The sequence below is a fragment of the Stenotrophomonas sp. YJH_SMC_138 genome, assembly GCF_059369855.1.
Map to the genome: position 1 here is coordinate 962,422 of NZ_JCAFTB010000001.1, position 23,579 is coordinate 986,000.

The window sequence follows — 23,579 nt, forward strand, 5'->3', positions numbered from 1 at the left end:
CTCACTCTTCCAGCTTGCTCAGCAGGTACTTCGGCTCGCCGATACGCTCGATCAGGTCCAGCTGGGTTTCCAGCCAGTCGATGTGCTCCTCTTCCGAATCGAGGATCTTCACGAACAGCTGGCGGCTGACGTAGTCGCCAACCGAATCGGAATAGGCCACGGCCTCGCGCAGGGTGACCACGCCATCGCGTTCCAGCGACAGGTCGCACTGCAGGATCTCGGTCGGGTTCTCGCCGATGCGCAGCTTGCCCAGCGCCTGGAAATTCGGCAGGCCTTCAAGGAACAGGATGCGGTCGGCGAGCATGTCGGCATGCTTCATCTCGTCGATCGATTCCTTGTACTCGTGTTCGGCCAGTTCCTTGATGCCCCAGTTCTTCAGCATCTTGGCGTGCAGGAAGTACTGGTTGATCGCGGTCAGCTCGTTGTAGAGGACCTTGTTGAGGAATTCGATGACCTTGGTGTCGCCCTTCATGGGGGTGCTCCTGCACGCTGAAAACGCAGGCACTTTAACGCCTCGCGTGCGCTCGTGAAGGAACGCGAATCGTGCGCATTGGCCTGCGCGGCCGAAGGTGAAGGATGCGAAAGCGCGGCGTCAACGCGCCGCGAAAAGGCGATCAGGCGACCTGCGCCAGGCCCAATACCGGCAGCGGCAGATCGTGGGTCGCACGTGCCTTGGCCAGCAGGTCGCCGGCCATGTCCAGGCAGGAACCGCAGGTGGCACCACAACCGGTACGCATGGTCAGTTCGGCCACCGTGCTCACGCCATGGCTGGCGGCTTCGCGGATCTGGTGGTCGGTGACTCCGTTGCAGATGCAGACGTACACAGGCGGGAACCGGGCTGACAGGCCACAAGCGGCCTGGTGGCTATTCCAATGGAAACGAGAATGGTTGTCAATCAGAGACCTGAACCATTCTCGATACCGTTCAGCCGGTCAGCTGGCTGGGCCGTCGCCCGTGACCTTCTTCGGCCAGTACCCTCGGGTCCGCGGGCGCTTGCGCGGGCGGTCGTGCCCGGCGGTGTGGCCCGGCATCCAGGCCTCGGCGGCGCTCTTGGGCATGGCGGTGACGCCCTGCCCGGCCACGCCACGCGCCAGTGGCGCCAGGTGTCGCAGGGCACGCGCATAGACGCCGCGTTTGAACATCACCACGTGCTCTACCGGGTACCAGAAGTCGACCCAGCGCCAGTGGTCGAACTCGGGCGAGTCGGTGTGGTCCAGCGTCACGTGGGATTCGTCGCCGGTCAGGCGCAGCAGGAACCAGACCTGTTTCTGGCCGATGCAGACCTGCCGCTCGTTGCGGCGGATGGCCCGCGCCGGCAGCTTGTAGCGCAGCCAGCCGGGCGTGGCCCCGAGCACTTCCACATGCTCAGGCAGCAGGCCGGTCTCTTCCTGCAGTTCACGATACATGGCCTCGACAGGCGTCTCGTCGGTGTTCATGCCACCCTGCGGGAACTGCCAGCCATCCCGGCGCACGCGTCGTGCCCAGAACACCTGGCCGTCCTGCCGCATCAGCACGATGCCGACGTTCGGTCGATAGCCGTCCGGATCGATCACGATGCGGACTCCTAAGAAAATCTACTGGTCGGGACTATCCCATGCCCTCTGTCGGCCCACAAGCACGACACAAAAGTGTTGACAGGGTCGATACACATCCGCAGAATAGCGGGCTCACCAAGGCTATGTAGCTCAGCCGGTTAGAGCACAGCACTCATAATGCTGGGGTCGGTGGTTCGAGTCCACCCATAGCCACCACACTGAAAATCAAGTTGTTTTTCAGTGTGAAAAGTGAGAAAATAGTTGCACGTTTTGCCCCGTCGCCAAGCGGTAAGGCACCTGACTCTGACTCAGGCATTCGGTGGTTCGAATCCATCCGGGGCAGCCAAATTAAAAGCAAAAGGCCAGATCGAAAGATCTGGCCTTTTGCTTTTAATTTGGTCGCGCATCCCACCTTATCCCCGCGCCTGTCGGCGCGCGCCCTTGAACATCAAGGGGGCTCCCCTCCAGAGAGAGGCCCGGGGTCGGATCCTTCTCCAAAGGAAAAGGCTCTGACCCCACCCCTTCCGAGATGCGAAACCCCGGGTAGTGCCGGCCGCTGGCCGGCAACCACGAAATGCCTGACTCCAAAACGACAAAAGCCCGGCCGAAGCCGGGCTTTTGCTTTTCCAACCAGCGGGCTCCCGCAGGAGCCCAACCAGGCGCGGTAAATCAGCGCTTGGAGAACTGGGTGGCGCGGCGGGCCTTGTGCAGACCGACCTTCTTACGCTCGACTTCACGGGCGTCACGGGTCATGAAGCCGGCCTTGCGCAGCTCGGACTTCAGGGTTTCGTCGTACTCGACCAGCGCACGGGCGATGCCCAGGCGGATCGCACCGGCCTGGCCGGTGGTGCCGCCGCCAGCGGCGGTGACCAGGATGTCGAAGCTTTCGGTGTTCTTGGTCAGCTCGAGCGGCTGGCGCACGATCATGCGCGCGGTCTCACGACCGAAGAACTCGTCCAGCGGACGACCATTGACGGTGATGTTGCCCGAACCCTTGCGCAGGAACACGCGAGCGGTGGAGGACTTGCGGCGGCCAGTGCCGTAGTTTTGAGTGATAGCCATGATTAGATATCCAGAACCTGCGGCTGCTGTGCGGCGTGCGGATGCTCAGTGCCGGCGTAGACCTTGAGCTTGCGGTACATCTGGCGACCCAGCGGGCCCTTCGGCAGCATGCCCTTCACGGCGATCTCGATCACGCGCTCCGGGTGGCGCTCCAGCGCCTGGGCCAGGGACTCGGTCTTCAGGTTGCCGATGTAGCCGGTGAAACGGTGATACATCTTGTCCTGCAGCTTCTTGCCGGTGACGGCAATCTTTTCTGCATTGATGACGACCAGGTAGTCGCCGGTATCAACGTGGGGGGTGTAGACCGGCTTGTGCTTGCCGCGCAGACGGCGGGCCAGCTCGGTGGCGAGACGGCCCAGGGTCTTGCCCTCGGCGTCGACGAGGTACCAGTCGCGCTGGACGGTCTCGTTCTTGGCAGTGAAAGTGCTCATGAAGAACTCTAGGTTAGGTCGGGCTCATTGCGGCGAAGGACTCGCCGGAACTCTGCCACGCGTTGTGAAAGGTGAAGCGCAAGAGGCGGGATTGTACGCAGGTCACGCCCTCGGTGCAAGCTGGCCCTGCCCCGGGTTGGCAGGGGAGCGGGGGCGGGCGAGAATCGGCGGGTCTCCCGCCCCACCGCGTGCCGCCATGACCGTGCTCCGCCAGACCACCCCGCTGGACCACCTGCTGACCGAGGCGCAGCGCGCCCTGGACACGGTGTTCGGCAACCCTCCGGCGGCCCGCCCCTACCCGGCCGCAGGCACCGGCGAGCCGGGCATGGGCCGCGCCGAGCGCCGCCACGCCGCGGGGCTGATGCGGATCAACCATGTCGGCGAGGTCTGCGCACAGGGCCTGTACTTCGGCCAGGCGGCCGTGGCCCGCGACCCGGCCACCCGTGAACACCTGCTGGAAGCGGCCCAGGAAGAGACCGATCACCTGGCCTGGTGCGCGACCCGGCTGGATGAACTGGACAGCCGCCCGAGCCTGTTCAATCCGCTGTGGTACGCCGGCAGCTACACCATCGGCACCCTGGCGGGTCTGCGCGGCGACGGCTGGAACCTGGGCTTCGTGGTTGAAACCGAGCGCCAGGTGGAAGCCCATCTGGACGAGCACCTGGTCGACCTGCCGGCCGGCGATCTGCGCAGCCGCGCGGTCATCCAGGTGATGAAGGAAGACGAGGCCCGCCATGCGGAGCACGCCGAACAGGCCGGCGCACGCCGCCTGCCGTTCCCGATCCCGGGCGCGATGGCGCTGGCTTCCAGGGTGATGAAGACCATCGCCTACCGCATCTGAAGGGTCGCCCGCACCAACGGTGCGGGCCTACCAGGAGGTGCGGGGGGGCGACGGTGGGGCCCGACCGTTGGTCGGGCCATCAATCAGTTGGGCGAGACCAGCTTCAGGCCGATCACACCGGCTACGATCAGGCCCACGCAGGCCAGGCGGGCCGGCGACGCACTGTCGTTGAACAGATAGATGCCCAGCACCGCCACGCCCATGGCGCCGATGCCGGTCCAGATCGCGTAGGCGGTGCCGACCGGGATGCTCTTCATCGCCTGGCTCATCAGGTACAGGCTGATCAGGGCGGACACCACCGTGGCAACGGTGGGCAGGGGTTTGCTGAAGCCTTCGGAGTACTTCATTCCGAGGGCGAAACCGATCTCGAACAGGCCGGCCAGCAGCAGATAGATCCAGGGCATGGGTGGGGGCTCCTTACCTTTTTGGGAAAAACGAAACGGCCCGGTGTTTTCACACCGGGCCGTGGGTCGGTACATCACCGTGGAACTGTAACGCGTGCGGGGCACTGGTTCCACTGGGCGGGTCGTCCCGCCTGGGCGGCGATGCCTGCGGGCATCGCACATGGGGCTTACTCGGACAGGTTCCGGCCGTGGAACAGCTCTTCGATCTCGCGCTTGAGCAGCGCTTCGATCTTCATGCGTTCCTTGAACGACAGGTTCTTGGCCTTTTCCTCGAACAGGTACTGGTCCAGGTCGAAGTCCTTCAGGTGCATCTTCGTGTGGAAGATGTTTTCCTGGTAGACGTTGACGTCGAACATCTCGTAACGCGACTTGATGTTCTTGGCCAGGAAGTTCTGGATCGAGTTGATCTTGTGATCGATGTAATGCTTCTTGCCCTTCACATCGCGGGTGAAGCCACGGACACGGTAGTCCATGATCACGATGTCCGATTCCAGGCTCTCGATCAGGTAGTTCAGGGCTTTCAGCGGCGAAATGACGCCACAGGTGGCCACGTCGATGTCCGCGCGGAACGTCGCGATGCCTTCCTGCGGATGGGTTTCCGGGTAGGTATGGACAGTGATGTGGCTCTTGTCCATGTGCGCGACCACGGCGTCGGGAATCAGTTCCTTGCCGGCCTGCTTCTTGTCGATCACCGGCTCTTCGGAGATCAGGATGGTCACCGAGGCACCCTGCGGGTCGTAGTCCTGGCGGGCCACGTTCAGGATGTTGGCGCCGATGATCTCGGCGACATCGGTCAAGATTTGAGTCAGCCTGTCGGCGTTGTACTCTTCATCGATGTATTCAATGTAACGCTGACGCTCCTCTTCGGTGCGCGCGTAACACACGTCATAGATGTTGAAGCTCAGCGCCTTGGTGAGGTTGTTGAAACCCTGCAGCCTCAGGCGAGGCAACGGCTTGACCACGGCGGTCGATTCCTGTGTAAGAAGGGAAAGGGGGAATTATGGGGCAAACTGCCCCCGGGGGGAACGTGAAGACGCAAGAGTTCTGGCACACTGTTTGCCCTTAACAATTGCGCTGGTTAAGCTCCGCTATCGACCCCGTGAATCCGTTCATGCGCAGAGGGAGCGCCCCTATCGTGTCAACCGTGCGCCTAGCTAGCAGTCCACTGGCCCTGGATATCGCCACAATCGATCGTTTCCTGGCGCACAGCCACAGGCGGCGATATCCCACCCGTACCGACGTCTTCCGACCCGGTGACCCGGCGGGAACCCTGTATTACGTCATCAGCGGCTCGGTTTCGATCATGGCCGAGGAAGATGACGATCGCGAGCTTGTGCTGGGCTACTTCGGTGCCGGCGAGTTCGTCGGCGAGATGGGCCTGTTCGTCGAATCGGACCGCCGCGAGGTGATCCTGCGGACCCGTACCGCCTGCGAGCTGGCTGAAATCAGCTACGAGCGCCTGCATCAGCTGTTCCTCGGCCCGCTGTCGGCCGACGCCCCGCGCCTGCTGTACGCGCTGGGCCAGCAGATCTCCAAGCGCCTGCTCGACACCAGTCGAAAGGCCAGCCGCCTGGCATTCCTGGACGTTACCGACCGGATCGTGCGCACCCTGCACGACCTGGCGCAGGAACCGGAGGCGATGAGCCATCCGCAGGGCAGCCAGCTGCGCGTCTCCCGCCAGGAGCTGGCACGCCTGGTCGGCTGCTCGCGGGAAATGGCCGGCCGCGTGCTGAAGAAGCTGCAGACCGACGGCCTGCTGCATGCCCGTGGCAAGACCGTGGTGCTGTACGGCACCCGTTGACCGTTGAGCACCCGGTGGGTGCGGACCTTGGTCCGCACTCCTTCGCGCGCTAGGCTCGGGGCATGGAACTGAGCAGCGAATTCTGGTGGTTCATCCTCATCGGCCTGGGCGCACAGCTGGTCGACGGCGCGCTGGGCATGGCGTTCGGCCTGGTGTCTTCGTCGGTGATGCTGAGCATGGGCCTGCCCCCGGCGCAGGTCAGCGCCAGCATCCACACCGCTGAAGTGTTCACCACTGGCGCCTCGGGTGTGTCGCACCTCGCAGCCGGGAATGTCGAGAAGCGCCTGTTCCTGCGCCTGGCCCTGCCTGGCGCGGTGGGCGGTGCCGTGGGCGCGTACGTGCTCACGCAGATCCCGGGCGAGATCATCCGGCCACTGATCTACCTGTACCTGCTGGTGCTGGCGATCATCATCCTGGCCCGCGCGGCCGGACGCTGGATGCCCAAGGGCGAGATCCGCCGGGTACCGGTGCTGGGCTTCTTCGCGGGCCTGCTCGACGCCAGCGGTGGCGGCGGCTGGGGGCCGATCGCCACGTCCACCCTGCTCGCCCGGGGTGGCCAGGCGCGCACCACGATCGGCACGGTCAATGCGGCGGAGTTCGTGGTCACGCTGACGGTGTCGGCGACCTTCCTGCTGTCGATGGGGGTGCAGCACCTGCAGATCGTCGCCGGCCTGCTGATCGGCGGCATGATGGCCGCGCCGGTAGCCGCCATCCTGGTCAAGCGGGTGAAGGAGCGCTGGGTGCTGGTGGCCGTCGGCGTGCTGGTGCTGGGGATCAGCCTGTTCCAGATTGGCCACGCGGTGTACGGGCACCTGTACCGCTGAGCGTTTGCCGGCCAGCGGCCGGCACTACCGGGACAGAGAAGCGCCGGCACAACCGCGACGGAGAAGGGTAGTGCCGGCCGCTGGCCGGCAGATCCATCACCGTGCGGCGGGATCAGGCCTTGTCGCCGCCCCGGTCCACGCAACCCCAGTTGAGGATGCGGGTGCCCGCCGGCAGCACGCGGCGGAAGAACGCCACCCGGCCCGGCTTCGGGTTCACCACTACCGGCGCCTTGGCTGCCAGCAGCAGCGGCAGGTCGGCGGTGCTGTCGGAATAGGCGATATCGATGTCGCCGTAGCCGCGCTCGCGCAGCATGCGCATCTTCTCTTCATTGTGGCAGTGGCGGGTCGGGCCGACGCCGCCCAGCCGTGGGCCGACCTCGGTGCCGATCACCGGTACGTCCTGGTGGGCCACGAAAGCCAGGATCGCGCGCGCCAGCTCCGGCGGCGCACCTGTGGCAACCACCACGCGGTCACCCTTGGCGCGGTGCGCGGCGAACACCTCCAGCGCCTGCGGCAGCAGCTTGGCGCGCATCTGCGCCTGGTTGCGCAGCACATAGGCGTCGATCACCTTGTTGAAGTCACGCGCACGGTGCAGGCCGAAGCTGCCGATCCACACATAGACCGAGATGCCCGCGCGACGGGTCGGCAGCATCGCCACCATCGGCCCGGCGATCGGCGTGACCAGCAGCGCCGCCAGCATGCGCAGCGGGTTGCGCTTGATCAGCGAGGCGAACAGGTGGGTGCCCGAATCGCCGTCGTACAGGGTGTGGTCGAAGTCGAAGACCACCAGCGGCGCATCCTCGCGCGGCGTTGGATAGTGCGTTGTCATGCCGCGAAGAATAGCTGACGCAGGCCCTCGCCCGGCTCTTCCACGCGCATGAAGGCTTCGCCGACGAGGAAGGCATGGATGCCGGCGTCACGCATCAGCGCCACGTCCTGCGGGCCAAGGATGCCGCTCTCGGTGACCAGCAGGCGGTCACGCGGCACCGCGTTCTGCATGTCCAGCGTTGTCTGCAGCGACACTTCGAACGTGCGCAGGTTGCGGTTGTTGATGCCGATCATCGGCGCCGGCACCTGCAGCGCACGCTCCAGCTCGTCGATGTCGTGCACTTCCACCAGCACGTCCATGCCCAGCGACAGCGCCAGTTCGGACAGCGTGGCCAGCTGGGTGTCGTCCAGCGCGGCGACGATCAGCAGGATGCAGTCGGCGCCCAGCACGCGTGCCTCGTACACCTGGTAGGCGTCGATGACGAAGTCCTTGCGCAGCACCGGCAGCGTGCACGCCTCGCGCGCCTGCTGCAGGTAGGCGTCGGCGCCCTGGAAGAAGTCCACGTCGGTCAGCACCGACAGGCAGCTGGCGCCGCCGAACTCGTAGCTGACGGCGATGTCGGCCGGGCGGAAGTCCGGGCGGATGACGCCCTTGGACGGGCTGGCCTTCTTCACCTCGGCGATCACCGCTGGATCGCCGTTGGCCACCGCCGCCTGCAAGGCGCGCACAAAGCCACGTACCGGCGGGGCGCCGGCCACGGCGGCCTGCAGCGCCTCGAGCGGGCGCTGGGCGCGGCGCTGGGCCACTTCTTCGGCCTTGCGGGCCAGGATCGTCTGCAGGATGTCGCTCATCGTCTTCGGTTCGGTGCGGGGGCGGTGAGGACGGCCATTATCGGCCATCGACGGGGTCAGGCTGAACCGCGCGCTCAGGCAACCAGCGCGCGGGTGGTCTCAACATACTGCTGCAGGCGCTGGCGGGCACTGCCGTTGGCGATGGCGGCACGGGCGCGGGCCAGGCCGTCGCCGATGTCGCTGGCCACGCCGGCAACGTACAGGGCGGCGCCGGCATTCAACGCAACGATGTCCAGCGCCGGGCCGGGCTCGTTGTCCAGTACCGCGCGCAGCATCTGGATGGACTGCTCCGGGCTGTCCACGCGCAGGTTGCGGCTGGCCGACATGGCGATGCCGAAGTCCTCCGGGTGGATCTCGAACTCGCGCACCTTGCCGTCGCGCAGTTCGCCCACCAGCGTGCCGGCACCCAGCGAGATCTCGTCCATGTTGTCGCGGCCCCAGACCACCATGGCGCGCTCGGTGCCCAGCTCGCGCAGCACGCGGGCCTGGATGCCCACCAGATCGGGATGGAACACGCCCATCAGCACCGACGGCGCGCTGGCCGGATTGGTCAGCGGGCCGAGGATGTTGAAGATGGTGCGCACGCCCATCTCGCGGCGTACCGGCGCAACGACCTTCATCGAAGGATGGTGGATCGGCGCGAACATGAAACCAATGCCGGTCCGGTCGATGGCGGCGGCCACCTGATCCGGCTGCAGTTCGATCACCGCGCCCAGCGCTTCCAGCGCGTCGGCACTGCCGGACTTGGAAGACACGCTGCGGTTGCCATGCTTGGCCACGCGCACGCCGGCGGCGGCCGCGACGAACATCGCGCAGGTGGAGATGTTGAAGGTGTGCGAGCCATCGCCACCGGTACCGACGATATCAACCAGGTTGGAGGTATCGGCCACCGGCACTGGCCGGGCGAATTCACGCATCACGGTGGCCGCCGCGGCGATCTCGTCCACGGTCTCCTTCTTCACGCGCAGCCCGGTCAGGATCGCCGCGGTCATCATCGGCGAGACGTCGCCGCGCATGATCTGCCGCATCAGGTCGACCATTTCGTCGAAAAAGATTTCGCGGTGTTCGATGGTGCGATGCAGGGCTTCCTGGGGGGAGAAGCTCATGGGAATGCTCCTTGGATCAGGCCGCCGGACGCTGCAGGAAATTGCGCAGCAGGGCGTGGCCGTGTTCGGTGAGGATGGACTCGGGGTGGAACTGCACGCCTTCCACCGGGAACTGGCGGTGGCGCAGGCCCATGATCTCTTCGATCGAGCCGTCGTCGTTCTCGGTCCAGGCAGTCACTTCCAGGCAGTCCGGCAGATTGTTCTTGTCCACCACCAGCGAGTGGTAGCGGGTGGCCTGGTAGCGGTCCGGCAGGCCGGCGAACACGCCCTTGCCTTCATGGCGGATCGGCGAGGTCTTGCCGTGCATGATGTTGCCGGCACGGATGACCGTGCCGCCGTAGACCTGGCCGATGCCCTGGTGGCCCAGGCACACGCCGAGGATCGGCGTGGTCGGGCCCAGGCGCTGGATCAGCTCCAGCGACACGCCCGCTTCGTTGGGCGTGCACGGGCCGGGCGAAATGACAATGCGCTCGGGCTTCTGCGCGGCGATCTCGTCCACGCTCATCGCATCGTTGCGCACCACCTTCACCTCGGCGCCCAGCGTCTGCAGGTACTGCACGAGGTTGTAGGTGAAGCTGTCGTAGTTGTCGATCATCCACAACATGGTCAGGTTCCGTCGCTTATCAGGAAAATGGCGTACACGTTTTCGGTGTAGGTGATGGGGCCGGCTTCAATGGATTCGGGCTCAGCGGGCGCGGGCGCGGGCGCGGAGGCGGGCGCGTAGCTGCCGGTCACCGAGATCCTGTCGAGGTCCCCGCCGTCCTCGCCCTGCTGCGGCCATTGCCCGGCCCGGATGCCGTAGGCGAAGTCCGGCGCCACATCGGAGATGCTGTACAGGCCACGCACTCTTGTTCCATAGGCCTTGGCCAGGCCCAGCGCGGACTCGCGGGTCTGGGCCGCTGCCTCGCCCTTGAGTTCGCGGCGCAGCGCCACTTCGCCCGAATAGGTCGGCGCCAGGCTGCTCACTTGTACGTTCTCGTTGGCCTTCAACGCCCCCAGCACATCCTGCATCGCCTTCACGCTGGCGAAGCTGGCACGCAGCTGGCGCGATACGCGGGTACCGATGAAGACCTGCCGGTTCTGCTCATAGCGCGTGGCCGGGCCGATCCGCAGGTTGTCCGCACGCACGCTGCCCTCCACCGCCTTGTGCTGCTTGAACAGTGCCAGCACGCGGGCAACGTTGTCCTGCACGCGGCGGCGCGCGGCGTCGGCGTCCATGTCGGTCTCTTCGATGTTCAACTGCAGGCCGAACCGGTCCGGCATCACCGTGCGGCTGCCCTGCCCCTTCACCAGCAGGTGCGGCTGCGAGGGAATCGTGTTGGCCTGCGCCCACGCAGACGGGGCCATCGTGGCCAGCAGTGACGACCACAGCAATGCGCTCAGCAGCTTCATGCGGTACTCCTTGTCTTGAATGGGAACAGCGGAAGGTGCCGCGGCGCAGGCCACGGCACGGGGAGGATCACAGGCCCTTGGCGGCCTGGGCGACGGCGCGGAACAGCGCGCGGCCCTTGTTCATCGTCTCGTCCCATTCCTTGTCCGGGTCCGAGTCGTAGACGATGCCGGCACCGGCCTGCACGTACAGGCGGCCATCCTTGATCACCGCGGTGCGGATCGCGATCGCGGTATCGGCATCGCCGTGCCAGCCGATGTAGCCGATGCTGCCGGCGTAGACATTGCGCTTGATCGGTTCCAGCTCGCGGATCACTTCCAGCGCGCGGATCTTCGGCGCGCCGCTGACCGTGCCGGCAGGGAAGGTGGCACGCAGCACGTCGGCATAGCTCAGGCCCGGCTGCAGCTGCCCGGTCACTTCGCTGACGATGTGCATCACGTGGCTGTAGCGTTCGATCACGAACTGCTCGCCCACCTCCACGGTACCTGCCTTCGAGACGCGGCCGGCATCGTTGCGGCCGAGGTCGATCAGCATCAGGTGCTCGGCGCGTTCCTTCGGATCTGCCAGCAGCTCGGCTTCCAGCGCCAGGTCCAGCTCGGGCGTGGCGCCACGCGGGCGGGTGCCGGCGATCGGGCGCACGGTGACTTCGCCATCCTGAAGGCGTACCAGGATTTCCGGCGATGAACCGACCACCTGCAGGTCGCCGACATCCAGGAAGTACATGTACGGCGACGGGTTCAGTGCACGCAGCGCGCGGTACACATCCACCGGGCGCGCCTTGAACGGCACGCTCAGGCGCTGGCTGAGCACCACCTGGAAGATGTCACCGGCGCGGATGTATTCCTTGCTGCGCTGGACCGCATCGACGAACCCTTCGCGGGTGAAACCGGAGACGAAGTCGGACTCGTCCAGCACGTCGCTGTTGAGCGGCGCCGGATAGCCGGCACCCGGTGCACGCAGCTTCGCAGTCAGGGTATCCAGGCGCGCCTGCGCCTGTTCGAAAGCGCCCTCGACCCGCGGGTCGGCGTGCACGATCAGGTACAGCCGGCCCTTGAGATTGTCGAACACCGCCAGCTCGTTGGAGTCCAGCAGCAGGATGTCCGGCGTGCCCAGCTCATCGCGGCCGGCCGGCGGGGCCAGGCGCGGCTCGATGTAGCCGATGCACTCGAAACCGAACCAGCCGACCAGGCCACCGGTGAAGCCCGGCAGGCCTTCCAGCTTCGGCACCGAGTGGGCGCTGCGCAGCGCCTCGACCTCGGCGAACGGGTCGGCCACTTCGCGGGTGTCCACCACCTGGCCGTCTTCGCGCACGGTCAGCGTGTGGCCATGGAAGGCGTACACGCGACGCGCCGGCAGGCCGATGATCGAGTAACGACCAAAGCGTTCGCCGCCTTCGACGGATTCAAACAGGTAGGTATTGGGGCCGTCGGCGAGCTTCAGATAGACCGAAAGCGGCGTGTCCAGGTCGGACAGCACTTCACGGACGACGGGAATATGGGTGTGGCCTTCAGCGGCCTGCTGCTGAAACTGAGCGTGCGAGTTCAAGACGACTTTCCTTCCGGGACACAGCGTTATGGGGGCGGACGACGGCAACGGGCCACCATCGCCACCAACGGCGTGCGGAAGAAAGGGTATGCGGGGTCGTCAGGCTGGACACCCCCTGACTGTATCGCAGCCGGGGCGGGAGGGGAACCCTGGGAAACTGAACCACGGGACGGGCGGGGCCGGCCGCGGGGACCGGTGGCGCGGACCGGTAGAGTCGACTGTTGGTCGACTTGCGCGCGTAGCGCGGAGTTTTACGCCGTCGGAACGAAAAGCAGTCGACCAACAGTCGACTTTACCCCCTACCCGGCCAGCAACGGGCATCCGGTCGGCAGGTGCATCCGCACCCTGCCCGGCACGCACGCGATGCGGAACTGGCGGGCCTGCACCGGTTCGCCGTCCAGGTTGAGGGTCAGCGCCTTCGGTGCGTCGATCTGCAGCCACGGCAGCCGCGCGCGCGTGGCCAGCTGTTCGAGCGCCGCCTGGGTGCCCGACTTCAGCATCTGGCCGAGCGTGGCGGTGACCTCACCTTCCAGTTCCGGAAGCACGGTGACATCCAGCAGCCCATCGTCGATCACGGCCTGCGGGCACAACTGCTGGCCACCGCCGGCCTGCCGGCCATTGCCGATGCCCAGGGCGATGAAGTCGCCTTCCCACGCGAAATCCGGGCCGGACAGCCGCGCGGTGATCGGCTCGATGCGGCCCAGCTTGGCGATGCCGGTGATCACATAGGCCAGCCCGCCCAGCATCTTCTTCAGGCCGGCATCGGTCTCCACCGTCACCTGCGTGCCGAAGCCACCGCTGGCGAGGTTGGCGCACCACCAGGGCGTGCCATCGGCATCCACGCGCAGCAGATCGATGGCACGCGGCGTGGTTTGTCCGATCAACGCAAACGCGCCCTCAGGCTCGGTCGGAATACCCGCAGCCGTGGCGAAATCGTTGGCGGTCCCCATCGGGATCAGCGCCAGCGAGGGCAGCGCATCCGCCGCTTCCTCACGATGCGCCAGGGTTTCGGCCACCGCGCTGAGCGTGCCATCGCCACCGGCGGCAACGATCACGTCCACGCCATGATCGATGGCCTCGGCCACGTAGCGTTCGGCGTCACCGTCCTCCCAGGTCACCCGCACGTCCAGCTGCACGCCCTGCCCGCGCCAATGGCCGACAGCCTCGCGCAGTTCCTCGTTGCCTGCGGATTTGCCATTGAGGATCAGGCGCCAGCGCGGGGTGGTCATGCGGTACTTCCAGGAGGGGGTGGCACAGGCTAGCAATGCGCTGTTTGCCCGCGGTGAATGTCACGCAGGTGTCATTCAGTTGCTGGAGAATGGAAGGCCATAGCAGGGACGATGGATGGAGGCAGGATCAGCCTCCCACGCATGCAGCGAGGCCACGCCAGTGATTGGCGTGGCTTTTTTTTTGCCCAGCAGTAGATCCACGCCAAGCGTGGATGCACGTCATCTCACCCGTTGGCGAAATCGTGCAGCGCCTGGCCCTGCAACCGGTACACGGTCCACTCGTCCTGCGGTTTGGCACCGGCAGCGGTGTAGAACTCGATGGCCGGGGTGTTCCAGTCCAGCACCGACCATTCGAAACGGCCGCAGCCCTCGGCCACGGCCTGGCGCGCGATGTACTTCAGCAGTGCCTTGCCGGCGCCCGCACCGCGCTTTTCCTGGCTGACGTAGAGGTCTTCCAGGTAGATGCCCTTGCGGCCCAGCCAGGTGGAATAGTTGTAGAAATACACCGCATAGCCGATGGCCTCGCCGTCGGCTTCGCAGATCAGTGCGCGTGCCGTGGCATCGGGACCAAACAGGCTCTCGGCGATGCCGATCTCATCGGTCTGCACCGAATGCTCGGCCTTCTCGTAGATGGCCAGCTCGCGGATGAAATGCAGGATCAGTCCCGCATCGGCGACGGTGGCCGGGCGGATGTTCAACACGGCCACCGTACTCATGGCTCAGCCCCGTGCCGCAGCGACGTTGGCGCGCATCTGCGCGATCACATCCTGGTAGCTGGTCCTGGCGTTGAAGATGGCCGAACCGGCGACGAAGGTGTCGGCGCCGGCAGCGGCGATCTCGCCGATGTTGTCGGCCTTCACGCCGCCATCGATCTCCAGGCGGATGTCCTTGCCGCTGGCATCGATCATCTTGCGCACCACGCGCAGCTTGTCCAGCGCCGAGGGGATGAAGGCCTGGCCGCCGAAGCCCGGGTTGACCGACATCAGCAGCACCAGGTCCAGGTCATCCAGCACCCAGTCGAGGATGTCCACCGGAGTGGCCGGATTGAGCACGATGCCCGGCTTGCAGCCCAGCGAACGGATCAGCTGGAGGGTGCGGTGCACGTGGCGGCTCGCCTCCGGGTGGAAGCTGATGTAGGTGGCACCGGCCTCGGCGAAGTCCGGGATGATGCGATCCACCGGCTCGACCATCAGGTGCACGTCGATCGGCGCGGTGACGCCGTGCTTGCGCAGCGCCTGGCAGACCATCGGGCCGATGGTCAGGTTCGGCACGTAGTGGTTGTCCATCACGTCGAAGTGGACCCAGTCCGCGCCAGCGGCGAGGACGTTGTCGACTTCCTCGCCGAGGCGGGCGAAGTTGGCGGACAGGATGGAGGGGGCGATGAGGCAGTTGGACATGGCCGGGGCCTTCGGAACGGGGAAAAGGTTCTCCCGCCCGCAGGCGGGACTCTGGAATCAGCGCTTGCGCAGGGTCTTGATGCGGTCGTAGGCGGCATTGATCCGCCGCGACTTCTGCTCGGCCTGCTGCTGCAGCTCGGGGGCGGCACCGCCCAGCTTGTCGGGGTGGTACTGCGAGATCAGCTTGCGGTAGGCGCGCTCGACCTCGGCATCGGTGGCCTCGGAGGTCAGCCCCAGCTCCCGGTACGGGTTCTCCTTGTTCAGGCGGAACCAGTCCGAATCGAAGGCGTGGCCGATCAACAGGCCGACCACCGCGCCGAACAGCGGATTGGGCCGGAACAGCAGGGCGCCGGCGATGAATCCGAGCAGTTTTCCGTACCAGCGCATGGCGCTCCGGGGTCGACCGACGAAATGGACGCTCATTTTACGTCACAGCGGGCCCGGACCGCTTTACACTAGGCCGCCCGCTGGTCAGCGGGCCCGCCGGGTCCGTTGGGCAGCAGCCGTATCGACAACGCCCCAGGAGTGCCCGTGCCAACCACGCTGTTGCAATCCGATCTCCCCGGCCTGCCCTTGCGCCATCGCGGCAAGGTGCGTGATGTGTTCGATATCCCGCGCGAGCGGCTGCCAGCCGGAACCCCGCCGGGCGAGTACCTGCTGATGGTCGCCACCGATCGCCTGTCGGCGTTCGACGTGGTCCTGCCTGACCCGATTCCGGGCAAGGGCGAGATGCTCTGCCAGGTCTCCAACTTCTGGTTCGCCAAGACCGCGCACCTGATGCCCAACCACCTGACCGGCATCGACGTGGCCAGCGTGCTGCCCGAAGGCGTGAACCCAGCCCTGTACGCCAAGCGTGCGGTGGTCACCCGCAAGCTGAAGCCGGTGCCGGTGGAAGCGATCGCCCGCGGCTACCTGATCGGCAGCGGCTGGAAGGACTACCAGCGCACCGGCAAGGTCAGCGGCATCGACCTGCCCGACGGCCTGCGCCAGGCCGAGCAGCTGCCGGAGCCGATCTTCACCCCCTCGACCAAGGCCGCCGTCGGCGACCATGACGAGAACATCGATTTCGATGCGATGGTGAAGCAGGTCGGTGCGGAACTGGCCGAGCGCGTGCGCGACGCCACCCTGCGCATCTACAAGTTCGCGGCCGATTACGCCCGCGAGCGCGGCATCATCCTGGCCGATACCAAGTTCGAGTTCGGTACCGACGCCGATGGCCGCCTGTACATCATGGACGAGATGCTGACGCCGGATTCCTCCCGTTACTGGCCGGCCGACGAATACGAAGTGGGCACCAGCCCGCCGAGCTACGACAAGCAGTTCGTGCGCGATTACCTGGAGACGCTGGACTGGGGCAAGACCGCCCCGGGCCCGAGCATCCCGGCCGAGATCATCGAGCGCACCCGCGCCAAGTACGCCGAGGCGCTGCAGCGCCTGGCCGGGATCAGCGTCGACTGATCCCCCCGCGTCCCCCCGGCCGGAAAGGCGGGGGGCGCTCTGATCGCGGTAGTGCCGGCCGCTGGCCGGCAACCTCGCGAACTCGGCTATGCTCTGGAGTGCCGGCCAGCGGCCGGCACTACCGTTGCCCGAGGAAGCGACGCAGCATGCAGACATCCACCCAGCTTGCGCGGCCGATCGACCGCTATTTCGCCAGCTACTCCGACGACCACCGCAATGTGATCAACCAGCGCATCCACGTGGTGGCGGTCCCGGCGATCCTGTGGTCGGTGGTGGCCCTGCTGTGGTGCCTGCCGCCGCTGATCACCTGGTTCCAGTACGGCATCTGGTCGGCGTTGGCGATGTTCAGCGCGTGGTGCTTCTACAACAAGTTGTCGCGCCCGCTGGGCATCGGCATGCTCATCCAGTTCTTCGTGTTCGGCTGCCTGTGCCGGCTGCTGGAGGCCGAGATCGGCCTGCAGGCCCTGCGCTGGCTGGCGGTGGGCGTGTTCGTGGCGGCCTGGATCGCGCAGTTCATCGGCCACAAATTCGAGGGCCGCAAGCCCAGCTTCCTGACCGACCTGACCTACCTGCTGATCGGCCCGGCCTGGGTGATGGCCAAGTTCTACCGCAAGCTGGACTGGCGCTACTGACCTGGCGGCGGCCGACAGCGGCCGTCGTTTCCTGAACGGGCGGATTCCGTCACCCGTAGTCCACGGGAGCCCTGCCAGCCTGCGCCGGTGATCCGCTCCCCATTGCCCGCCCGTCGACGGCAGCCCCTGTGCGACAGGGCCTGCGGTCTCCCTGCGTGGGCGTAGGGTGTCCCCCGAGGGCAGCCAGGGAAGGGATGCAGGAATGTGATGTTGCATCGCAGAAAAAATGAATCAGCGAACGTTACATGCAATTGATCGCTGTTCGATGGGTTTCGGCGACATTTCGCAGCCTGTTATCCTCCCTGACCTGCTCGTGAATCATGGATTCCCTGCATGCTCCCCAGCCTGCCCCTGCTGCTGGCCCTGCCGTTCCTGATGGCAGCGGCTGTTGCGGCCTTCCCCCGTAGTTCGCGCTCGACTGCCGCCTGGCTGTCGGCGCTGGCGCCGTTGGGCGGGCTGGCCATCCTCGGCTGGCTGACCCCGTCGGTGCTCGATGGCCAGGTGGTCCGCACCCTGGTGCCCTGGCTGCCGCAGCTCGGGCTGGACTTCACCCTGCGACTGGACGGGCTGGCCTGGATGTTCGCCGGGCTGGTGCTCGGCATCGGCGCGCTGGTGGTGCTGTATGCGCGCTACTACCTGAGCCAGCAGGACAACGCGCACCGCTTCTACTGCTACCTGCTGCTGTTCATGGGCGCCATGCTGGGCATGGTGCTGTCGGGCAACCTGCTGTTGCTGATGATCTTCTGGGAAATGACCAGCATCAGTTCGTTCCTGCTGATCGGCTTCTGGTCGCACCGCCAGGACGCCCGCGAAGGCGCACGCATGGCGCTGGTGATCACCGGTGGCGGTGGCCTGGCCCTGCTCGGTGGCGTGCTGCTGATCGGCCGCATCGTCGGCAGCTTCGATCTGGACGTGGTGCTGGCTGCTGGCGAGCAGATCCGCGCCAGCGCGCTGTACCCCTACGCCCTGTTCCTGGTACTGGCCGGCATCTTCACCAAGAGCGCGCAGTTCCCGTTCCACTTCTGGCTGCCGCACGCGATGGCGGCGCCGACCCCGGTCTCGGCCTACCTGCACTCGGCCACCATGGTGAAGGCCGGCGTGTTCCTGCTGGCGCGCCTGCATCCGGCACTGGCCGGCAGCGACCTGTTCTTCTACACGGTCAGCGGCATCGGCGCACTGACCCTGCTGATCGGCGCCTGGAATGCGATCTTCCAGCATGACCTGAAGGGCCTGCTGGCGTACTCGACCATTTCCCACCTGGGCCTGATCACCCTGCTGTTCGGCCTGTCCACGCCGATGGCGGTGGTGGCCGGCGTGTTCCACATCCTCAACCACGCCACCTTCAAGGCCTCGCTGTTCATGGCCGCCGGCATCATCGACCACGAGACCGGTACCCGAGACATGCGCAAGCTGGGAGGCCTGCGCAGGCTGATGCCGTTCACCAGCGCGCTGGCGATCATCGCCTCGCTGGCGATGGCTGGCATCCCCCTGCTCAATGGCTTCCTGTCCAAGGAAATGCTGTTCGCCGAAGCGATCACGGCCGGCGGCCCGGGAATCATGCGCACGGCGGTGTCGATCGCAGCGTTGCTGGCGGGCGTATTCGGGGTGGCGTACAGCCTGCGCTTCGTGCACGACACCTTCTTCGGCCCCGGCCCGCACGACCTGGACCGCGTGCCCCACGAACCGCCGCGCTGGATGAAGGTGCCGGTGGAACTGCTGGTGGTGATCTGCGTGGCGGTGGGCGTGGCACCGGCACTGACCGTAGCGCCGGTGCTGCACGCCGCTGCGGCCTCGATCCTCGGCGACGCCATGCCCGAGTACAGCCTGGCGGTATGGCACGGCTTCAACCTGCCGCTGGCGATGAGCGCGATCGGCGTGATCGGCGGCGTGGCGCTGTACTTCGGCCTGCGCAAGCTGATCAACCTGCACGCCGTGACCAACGTCAGCACTGGCCGCAATGTGTTCCATGCGCAGCTGGACGCGATCTCCGCACTGGCCATGCGCCTGACCAACGGCATCGCCAACGGCAGCCTTCAGCGCATGCTGCTGGGCCTGGTGCTGGTGGCGATCGTGGCCGCCGCCGCGCCGTTCGTGGCCAACCCCGCCTCGCCGAACTGGACCAGGCCACAGCCGATCCCGCTGCTGGGCTGGGCGCTGTGGCTGGTGATGATGGCCTGCGCGGTGGCTACCCTGCGTATCTACAAGCAGCGCCTGCTGGCGGTGCTGCTGGTCGGCGGCGTCGGCCTGATGGTGGCGCTGACCTTCGTGTTCCTGTCCGCGCCGGACCTGGCCCTGACCCAGCTGCTGGTGGAGATGGTGACCCTGGTGCTGATGCTGCTGGGCATGAACTACCTGCCTGCGCAGTCCGGGCCGGAGCGGCCGCGCTGGCGCAAGCGCCGTGACGCGGTGATCGCGATCATCGCCGGTGCCGGACTTGGCGCCTTGGCCTATTCCGCGATGACCCTGCCGCCGAACACCATGGCCGGCGAGCTGCTCGCCCGTGCCCTGCCCGAGGCCTATGGCCAGAACGTGGTCAACGTGATCCTGGTCGACTTCCGCGGCTTCGATACCTTCGGCGAGATCACCGTGTTCGGCATCGCCGCGCTGGTGGTGCATGCCCTGCTGCGGCGCACGCGGATGGCGCCGGAGCAGATCATGCCCGGCCCGCCGATCAAGCTGCCGGTGCCGGCCGACCTGGCCCAGATCATGTTCCCGCTGACCCTGACCGTGTCGATCTTCCTGTTCCTGCGCGGCCACAACGCGCCGGGTGGCGGCTTCATCGCCGGCCTGGTGCTGGCGGTGCCGCTGCTGATCCAGTACGTGATCCAGGGCACTGCGTCGGTGGAGTCGCGCTTCGGCTTCGACTACATCCGCTGCATCGGCATGGGCCTGCTGATCGCCCTGCTCAGCGGCAGCGCGTCGATGCTGTTCGGCGTGCCGTTCCTGACCAGCGGCCACCTCGACCTGCACCTGCCGCTGATCGGCGACGTGCCGCTGGCCAGTGCGATTGGTTTTGACATCGGCGTCTATCTGGTGGTGTTCGGCGGTGCCATGCTGATGCTGTCGATGATGGGCACGATCAAGCCATCGCGTACCCGTACCGCCCGCAAGGGTGAGATCGACCTGCAACGCCGCTCGGCACGCACCGGGGAGATGCACTGATGGAACTGGCCCTGGCTACCGCGATCGGCGTGCTGACCGCCATCGGCATCTACCTGCTGCTGCGTGCGCGCAGCTTCGATGTGATCCTCGGCATGACCTTCCTGTCCTATGCGACCAACCTGCTGATCTTCGCCGGTGGCCGCGTGGTGCTGGGCAAGGCGCCGGTACTGCAGGAAGGCGTGGACAGCCACCTGGGCAACTACACCGACCCGCTGCCGCAGGCGCTGGTGTTGACCGCGATCGTGATCGCCTTCGCGATGACCGCGGTGAGCATCGTGCTGGCCATGCGCAGCCGCAGCGACAACCACAGCGACCATGTGGACGCCCACGAGCCGGATGACGACCTGCAGGATGAGCGCGTGCCGCCACGGCAGGGCGAGGACCGCGCATGAACCATCTGGTGATCCTGCCGATCCTGATTCCGCTGCTGGGTGCGGCACTGTCGCTGTTCGTCGAACACCGCCGCTATGGCCCCAGGGTGCAGCGCGCGGTGGCCTGGACCGCGCTGTCGGCGCTGGCGCTGGCGGTGGGCCTGCTGTTCGCGTCGACCGCGGGCGGTGATATCAACGTCTACCTGCTGGGCGACTGGCCGTCGCGGCTGGGCATCGCGCTGGTGGCCGACCGGCTGTCGGCGTGGATGCTGCTGACCACCCTGCTGCTGGCCATTCCCTGCCTGCTGCACGCCTGTTCGGGCTGGGACCGCCGCGCACCGCACTTCCATGCGCTGTTCCAGTTCCAGCTGGTCGGCCTCAACGGTGCGTTCCTGACCGGCGACATCTTCAACCTGTTCGTGTTCTTCGAGGTGATGCTGATCGCCTCCTACGGCCTGCTGCTCAGTGGTGGCCGTGGCCTGCGCATGCGCATCGGCCTGCACTACGTGGTGTTCAACGTCACCGCCTCGACCCTGTTCCTGATCGCGCTGGGCCTGCTGTACGCCACGCTGGGTTCGCTGAACATGGCCGAGCTGTCGCAGCGCATCGCCGAGGTACCGCCGGCGCAGCTGACCCTGGTGAAGGCGACGATGGGCCTGTTGCTGCTGGTGTTCTGCGCCAAGGCCGCCCTGATGCCGCTGTACCTGTGGCTGCCGGAAGCTTATTCGCGCGCACCGGCGGCGGTGGCTGCGCTGTTCGCGATCATGACCAAGGTCGGCCTGTACTCGGTGCTGCGCATCCAGATGCTGTGGTTCGGCGACGATGCCGGCGCGATGGCCGGCTACGGCCGTGACTGGCTGCTGTGGGCCGGTGTGGCGACGCTGGTGCTGGGCGGCCTGGGCGCCCTCGCCGCGACCCGCCTGCGCGTGCTGATCTCCTACCTGGTGATCGTGTCGGCAGCCACGCTGTTCATCGCCTTCTCGGTCGGCACACCGCAGGTGCTGTCGGCCGGCCTGTACTACCTGCCGCACAGCAGCTTCGTCGCCGCCGCGCTGTTCCTGATCGCCGACCTGATCCGCCGTCGTCGCGGCGGTGCCAGCGACCGCAAGGAAGTGGTCGCGCCGATGCCGGGCAAGGAGACACCCGCCGTGCTGTTCCTGATCGGCGCGGTGTCGGTGGCCGGCCTGCCACCGCTGTCCGGTTTCCTGGCCAAGGCCGCACTGCTGGCCGGCATGCCGGCGCAGTACACCGCTCCGGTCTGGACCGCGGTGCTGGTCAGCAGCCTGCTGGTGATCATGGGCCTGACCCGCGGCGGCATCCGCCTGTTCTGGCGCGTGCCGCCTGTCGATCCCGAGGCGCCGAAGCCGCGCAAGGCTCCTCTGCGCCGGGTGGAGCTCTACGCCGCCTGCCTGTTGCTGGCCTACGGCATCGGGATGACGCTGGCCGCTGCACCGTTGATGCGCTACACCGAAGCCACCGCCGCTCAGCTGCTGCAACCCAGCGAGTACGTGCAGCAGCTGCGCGCGACCGCACCGGAGATCCGCCAGCCATGACCGCCCAGCGCTCCCTGTTCCGTCGCCTGATTCCCTCGCCGATGCTCAGCATCATGGTGGTGGCATTCTGGCTGCTGATGTCCGACAGCTTCACCCTCGGCCAGATCGTGCTGGGGCTGGTGCTGGGCGTGGTGGTGCCGCTGTTCGCCGCACGCCTGGACCGCGAGTTCGCGCGCATCGGCACGTTGCGGCCGCTGCCCAAGCTGGTATGCGTGACCCTGTGGGACATCCTGATGTCCAACATCCGCGTGGCCCTGCAGGTGCTGGGCCCGGAGAAGAAGATTCACCCCGGTTTCATCTGGCTGCCGCTGGACATCGCCAACATCCACGGCATCGCGGCGCTGACCAGCATGATCACGCTGACCCCGGGCACGGTCTCGGCCGCGCTCAGCGACGACCGCAAGTTCCTGCTGGTGCACGTGCTGCACCTGGAGGACCCACAGGACCTGATCGATACGATCAAGCGCCGCTACGAGGCGCCGTTGATGGAGATCTTCCCATGACTGGATTCCAGATCATCCAGACCACGCTGGTGGTGTGCATGCACGTGGTCGGCCTGGCCATGCTGCTGGCCACCTGGCGCCTGCTGTGCGGACCGACCGTGCCCGACCGCATCCTCGCACTGGACACGTTGTCGGTGACCGCCATTGCCGAGCTGATGCTGTTCGGCATGTACCTCAACTCCGCGATCTACTTCGAAGCCGCACTGGTCATCGCCATGCTCGGCTTCGGCAGCACCGTGGTGCTGAGCAAGTTCGTGCTGCGCCGGGACATCGTCGAATGATCACCGCGATCCAGATCGGCCTGTCGATCCTGCTGCTGTTCGGCTGCTTCTTCATCCTGGTCGGCGCACTGGGGCTGGTGAAGCTGTCCACGTTCTTCAAGCGCCTGCACGCGCCGACCAAGGCCAGCACGCTGGGCGTGGGCTGCGTGCTGGTGTGCTCGGTCTGCTACCACATCTTCCTGGGCCAGGACCCGCAGCCGCGCGAGCTGCTGATCACCGTATTCCTGTTCATCACCGCGCCGATCAGCGCCCACATGATGGCCAAGGCGGCGCTGTCGCTGCTGATGGAAACCCGTCCCAGCCTGCCGGGCAACGAGCCGGCTGCCGAGGAACAGCTTCCGCCGCCGGAACCGGCGCGGGAAGAGGAAGCCACGCAGAACCGGTAGTGCCGGCCGCTGGCCGGCAGTGGCAAGGGTTCCGTCAGAGGCAGTGAG

Annotated in this window: 28 protein-coding genes and 2 tRNA genes; 13 read left to right on the top strand and 17 right to left on the bottom strand. The window is 66.4% G+C overall.

What is annotated here, in order from left to right:
• Position 1: 1 nt before the first annotated feature.
• The 3 genes from bfr to AC5P7I_RS04265 form a co-directional block, all read right to left on the bottom strand.
• Positions 2-472, bottom strand: coding sequence for a bacterioferritin (gene bfr, locus AC5P7I_RS04255; RefSeq protein WP_005419804.1), 471 nt, complete (start codon positions 470-472; stop codon positions 2-4).
• 142 nt (positions 473-614) lie between these two features.
• Positions 615-824 carry a (2Fe-2S)-binding protein gene (locus AC5P7I_RS04260; RefSeq protein ID WP_005411309.1) on the bottom strand — a complete coding sequence of 70 codons (210 nt, stop codon included), beginning with the start codon at positions 822-824 and terminating at the stop codon, positions 615-617.
• Positions 825-932: 108 nt separating this feature from the next.
• Positions 933-1,553, bottom strand: a complete 621-nt coding sequence (locus AC5P7I_RS04265; RefSeq protein ID WP_014648660.1) for an RNA pyrophosphohydrolase — start codon at positions 1,551-1,553, stop codon at positions 933-935.
• A 121-nt stretch (positions 1,554-1,674) separates the two neighbouring features.
• Between AC5P7I_RS04265 and AC5P7I_RS04270 the strand changes: the two genes are divergently transcribed.
• Together AC5P7I_RS04270 and AC5P7I_RS04275 are read left to right on the top strand one after the other, a co-directional pair.
• Positions 1,675-1,751, top strand: a tRNA-Met gene (locus AC5P7I_RS04270).
• A 55-nt stretch (positions 1,752-1,806) separates the two neighbouring features.
• Positions 1,807-1,881 (top strand) — tRNA-Gln (locus AC5P7I_RS04275).
• Positions 1,882-2,204: 323 nt separating this feature from the next.
• Here the strand turns inward: AC5P7I_RS04275 and rpsI are convergent.
• Positions 2,205-2,597, bottom strand: coding sequence for a 30S ribosomal protein S9 (rpsI, locus tag AC5P7I_RS04280; RefSeq protein WP_005411311.1), 393 nt, complete (start codon positions 2,595-2,597; stop codon positions 2,205-2,207).
• Between the two features lie 2 nt (positions 2,598-2,599).
• The gene (rplM, locus tag AC5P7I_RS04285) at positions 2,600-3,028 is read right to left on the bottom strand and encodes a 50S ribosomal protein L13 (RefSeq protein WP_005414692.1); all 429 of its coding nucleotides are present in this window, start codon (positions 3,026-3,028) and stop codon (positions 2,600-2,602) included.
• 196 nt (positions 3,029-3,224) lie between these two features.
• Here rplM and coq7 point away from each other — a divergent pair, with 196 nt between their 5' ends.
• Positions 3,225-3,869 carry a 2-polyprenyl-3-methyl-6-methoxy-1,4-benzoquinone monooxygenase gene (gene coq7, locus AC5P7I_RS04290; protein WP_049440046.1) on the top strand — a complete coding sequence of 215 codons (645 nt, stop codon included), beginning with the start codon at positions 3,225-3,227 and terminating at the stop codon, positions 3,867-3,869.
• Between the two features lie 83 nt (positions 3,870-3,952).
• Here the strand turns inward: coq7 and AC5P7I_RS04295 are convergent, their stop codons facing one another.
• Positions 3,953-4,273 carry a DMT family transporter gene (locus AC5P7I_RS04295; RefSeq protein ID WP_005419816.1) on the bottom strand — a complete coding sequence of 107 codons (321 nt, stop codon included), beginning with the start codon at positions 4,271-4,273 and terminating at the stop codon, positions 3,953-3,955.
• Positions 4,274-4,440: 167 nt separating this feature from the next.
• Positions 4,441-5,235: an adenosylmethionine decarboxylase gene (gene speD, locus AC5P7I_RS04300; protein ID WP_014648662.1), complete on the bottom strand. Its 795-nt coding sequence runs from the start codon at positions 5,233-5,235 to the stop codon at positions 4,441-4,443.
• Positions 5,236-5,384: 149 nt separating this feature from the next.
• Between speD and crp the strand changes: the two genes are divergently transcribed.
• Together crp and AC5P7I_RS04310 are read left to right on the top strand one after the other, a co-directional pair.
• Positions 5,385-6,074 carry a cAMP-activated global transcriptional regulator CRP gene (gene crp, locus AC5P7I_RS04305; protein WP_010482649.1) on the top strand — a complete coding sequence of 230 codons (690 nt, stop codon included), beginning with the start codon at positions 5,385-5,387 and terminating at the stop codon, positions 6,072-6,074.
• A gap of 62 nt (positions 6,075-6,136) precedes the next feature.
• Entirely contained in the window at positions 6,137-6,898 is a 762-nt protein-coding gene (locus AC5P7I_RS04310) for a sulfite exporter TauE/SafE family protein (RefSeq protein WP_014648664.1), read from the top strand.
• 112 nt (positions 6,899-7,010) lie between these two features.
• On the opposite strand, the gene AC5P7I_RS04315 is transcribed toward AC5P7I_RS04310, so the two are convergent.
• From AC5P7I_RS04315 to AC5P7I_RS04360, 10 genes are all read right to left on the bottom strand, one after another.
• Positions 7,011-7,727, bottom strand: a complete 717-nt coding sequence (locus tag AC5P7I_RS04315) for a haloacid dehalogenase-like hydrolase (RefSeq protein ID WP_005419826.1) — start codon at positions 7,725-7,727, stop codon at positions 7,011-7,013.
• Positions 7,724-8,518, bottom strand: coding sequence for an indole-3-glycerol phosphate synthase TrpC (gene trpC, locus AC5P7I_RS04320; RefSeq protein ID WP_032960709.1), 795 nt, complete (start codon positions 8,516-8,518; stop codon positions 7,724-7,726). The genes AC5P7I_RS04315 and trpC overlap by 4 nt, the downstream gene beginning before the upstream one ends.
• A 74-nt stretch (positions 8,519-8,592) precedes the next feature.
• Positions 8,593-9,624: an anthranilate phosphoribosyltransferase gene (gene trpD / locus AC5P7I_RS04325; protein WP_262087814.1), complete on the bottom strand. Its 1,032-nt coding sequence runs from the start codon at positions 9,622-9,624 to the stop codon at positions 8,593-8,595.
• 16 nt (positions 9,625-9,640) lie between these two features.
• Positions 9,641-10,228, bottom strand: coding sequence for an anthranilate synthase component II (locus AC5P7I_RS04330; RefSeq protein ID WP_046432869.1), 588 nt, complete (start codon positions 10,226-10,228; stop codon positions 9,641-9,643).
• Between the two features lie 2 nt (positions 10,229-10,230).
• Entirely contained in the window at positions 10,231-11,016 is a 786-nt protein-coding gene (locus AC5P7I_RS04335) for an SIMPL domain-containing protein (protein ID WP_262087813.1), read from the bottom strand.
• A 67-nt stretch (positions 11,017-11,083) separates the two neighbouring features.
• On the bottom strand, positions 11,084-12,559 hold the full coding sequence (trpE, locus tag AC5P7I_RS04340) for an anthranilate synthase component I (protein ID WP_197621415.1): 1,476 nt from the start codon (positions 12,557-12,559) through the stop codon (positions 11,084-11,086).
• Between the two features lie 299 nt (positions 12,560-12,858).
• Complete coding sequence (gene yegS, locus AC5P7I_RS04345) at positions 12,859-13,788, bottom strand: lipid kinase YegS (protein WP_014648671.1); 930 nt, start codon at positions 13,786-13,788, stop codon at positions 12,859-12,861.
• A gap of 224 nt (positions 13,789-14,012) precedes the next feature.
• Positions 14,013-14,495, bottom strand: coding sequence for a GNAT family N-acetyltransferase (locus AC5P7I_RS04350; RefSeq protein WP_014648672.1), 483 nt, complete (start codon positions 14,493-14,495; stop codon positions 14,013-14,015).
• Between the two features lie 12 nt (positions 14,496-14,507).
• Entirely contained in the window at positions 14,508-15,185 is a 678-nt protein-coding gene (gene rpe / locus AC5P7I_RS04355) for a ribulose-phosphate 3-epimerase (protein ID WP_069117731.1), read from the bottom strand.
• 57 nt (positions 15,186-15,242) lie between these two features.
• Positions 15,243-15,572 (bottom strand): J domain-containing protein, encoded by a 330-nt coding sequence (locus AC5P7I_RS04360; RefSeq protein WP_005411327.1) that lies wholly within the window; start codon positions 15,570-15,572, stop codon positions 15,243-15,245.
• A 144-nt stretch (positions 15,573-15,716) separates the two neighbouring features.
• Here AC5P7I_RS04360 and AC5P7I_RS04365 point away from each other — a divergent pair, with 144 nt between their 5' ends.
• The 8 genes from AC5P7I_RS04365 to AC5P7I_RS04400 all read left to right on the top strand — a co-directional run bounded on the left by AC5P7I_RS04365 (position 15,717) and on the right by AC5P7I_RS04400 (position 23,531).
• On the top strand, positions 15,717-16,643 hold the full coding sequence (locus AC5P7I_RS04365; RefSeq protein WP_262087812.1) for a phosphoribosylaminoimidazolesuccinocarboxamide synthase: 927 nt from the start codon (positions 15,717-15,719) through the stop codon (positions 16,641-16,643).
• 146 nt (positions 16,644-16,789) lie between these two features.
• A complete protein-coding gene (locus tag AC5P7I_RS04370; RefSeq protein ID WP_069117730.1) occupies positions 16,790-17,275 on the top strand; it encodes an Mpo1 family 2-hydroxy fatty acid dioxygenase in 486 nt (161 codons plus the stop codon).
• 333 nt (positions 17,276-17,608) lie between these two features.
• Positions 17,609-20,437 (top strand): monovalent cation/H+ antiporter subunit A, encoded by a 2,829-nt coding sequence (locus AC5P7I_RS04375; protein WP_262087811.1) that lies wholly within the window; start codon positions 17,609-17,611, stop codon positions 20,435-20,437.
• Complete coding sequence (locus tag AC5P7I_RS04380) at positions 20,437-20,829, top strand: Na+/H+ antiporter subunit C (RefSeq protein WP_005419863.1); 393 nt, start codon at positions 20,437-20,439, stop codon at positions 20,827-20,829. The genes AC5P7I_RS04375 and AC5P7I_RS04380 overlap by 1 nt, the downstream gene beginning before the upstream one ends.
• The gene (locus tag AC5P7I_RS04385; RefSeq protein ID WP_262087810.1) at positions 20,826-22,361 is read left to right on the top strand and encodes a monovalent cation/H+ antiporter subunit D; all 1,536 of its coding nucleotides are present in this window, start codon (positions 20,826-20,828) and stop codon (positions 22,359-22,361) included. Before AC5P7I_RS04380 ends, AC5P7I_RS04385 begins: the two co-directional genes overlap by 4 nt.
• Positions 22,358-22,864 carry a Na+/H+ antiporter subunit E gene (locus AC5P7I_RS04390; protein WP_032957141.1) on the top strand — a complete coding sequence of 169 codons (507 nt, stop codon included), beginning with the start codon at positions 22,358-22,360 and terminating at the stop codon, positions 22,862-22,864. Before AC5P7I_RS04385 ends, AC5P7I_RS04390 begins: the two co-directional genes overlap by 4 nt.
• Positions 22,861-23,145: a K+/H+ antiporter subunit F gene (locus AC5P7I_RS04395; RefSeq protein WP_169411330.1), complete on the top strand. Its 285-nt coding sequence runs from the start codon at positions 22,861-22,863 to the stop codon at positions 23,143-23,145. Before AC5P7I_RS04390 ends, AC5P7I_RS04395 begins: the two co-directional genes overlap by 4 nt.
• Positions 23,142-23,531, top strand: coding sequence for a Na+/H+ antiporter subunit G (locus AC5P7I_RS04400; RefSeq protein WP_014648679.1), 390 nt, complete (start codon positions 23,142-23,144; stop codon positions 23,529-23,531). Before AC5P7I_RS04395 ends, AC5P7I_RS04400 begins: the two co-directional genes overlap by 4 nt.
• Positions 23,532-23,579: the final 48 nt, after the last annotated feature.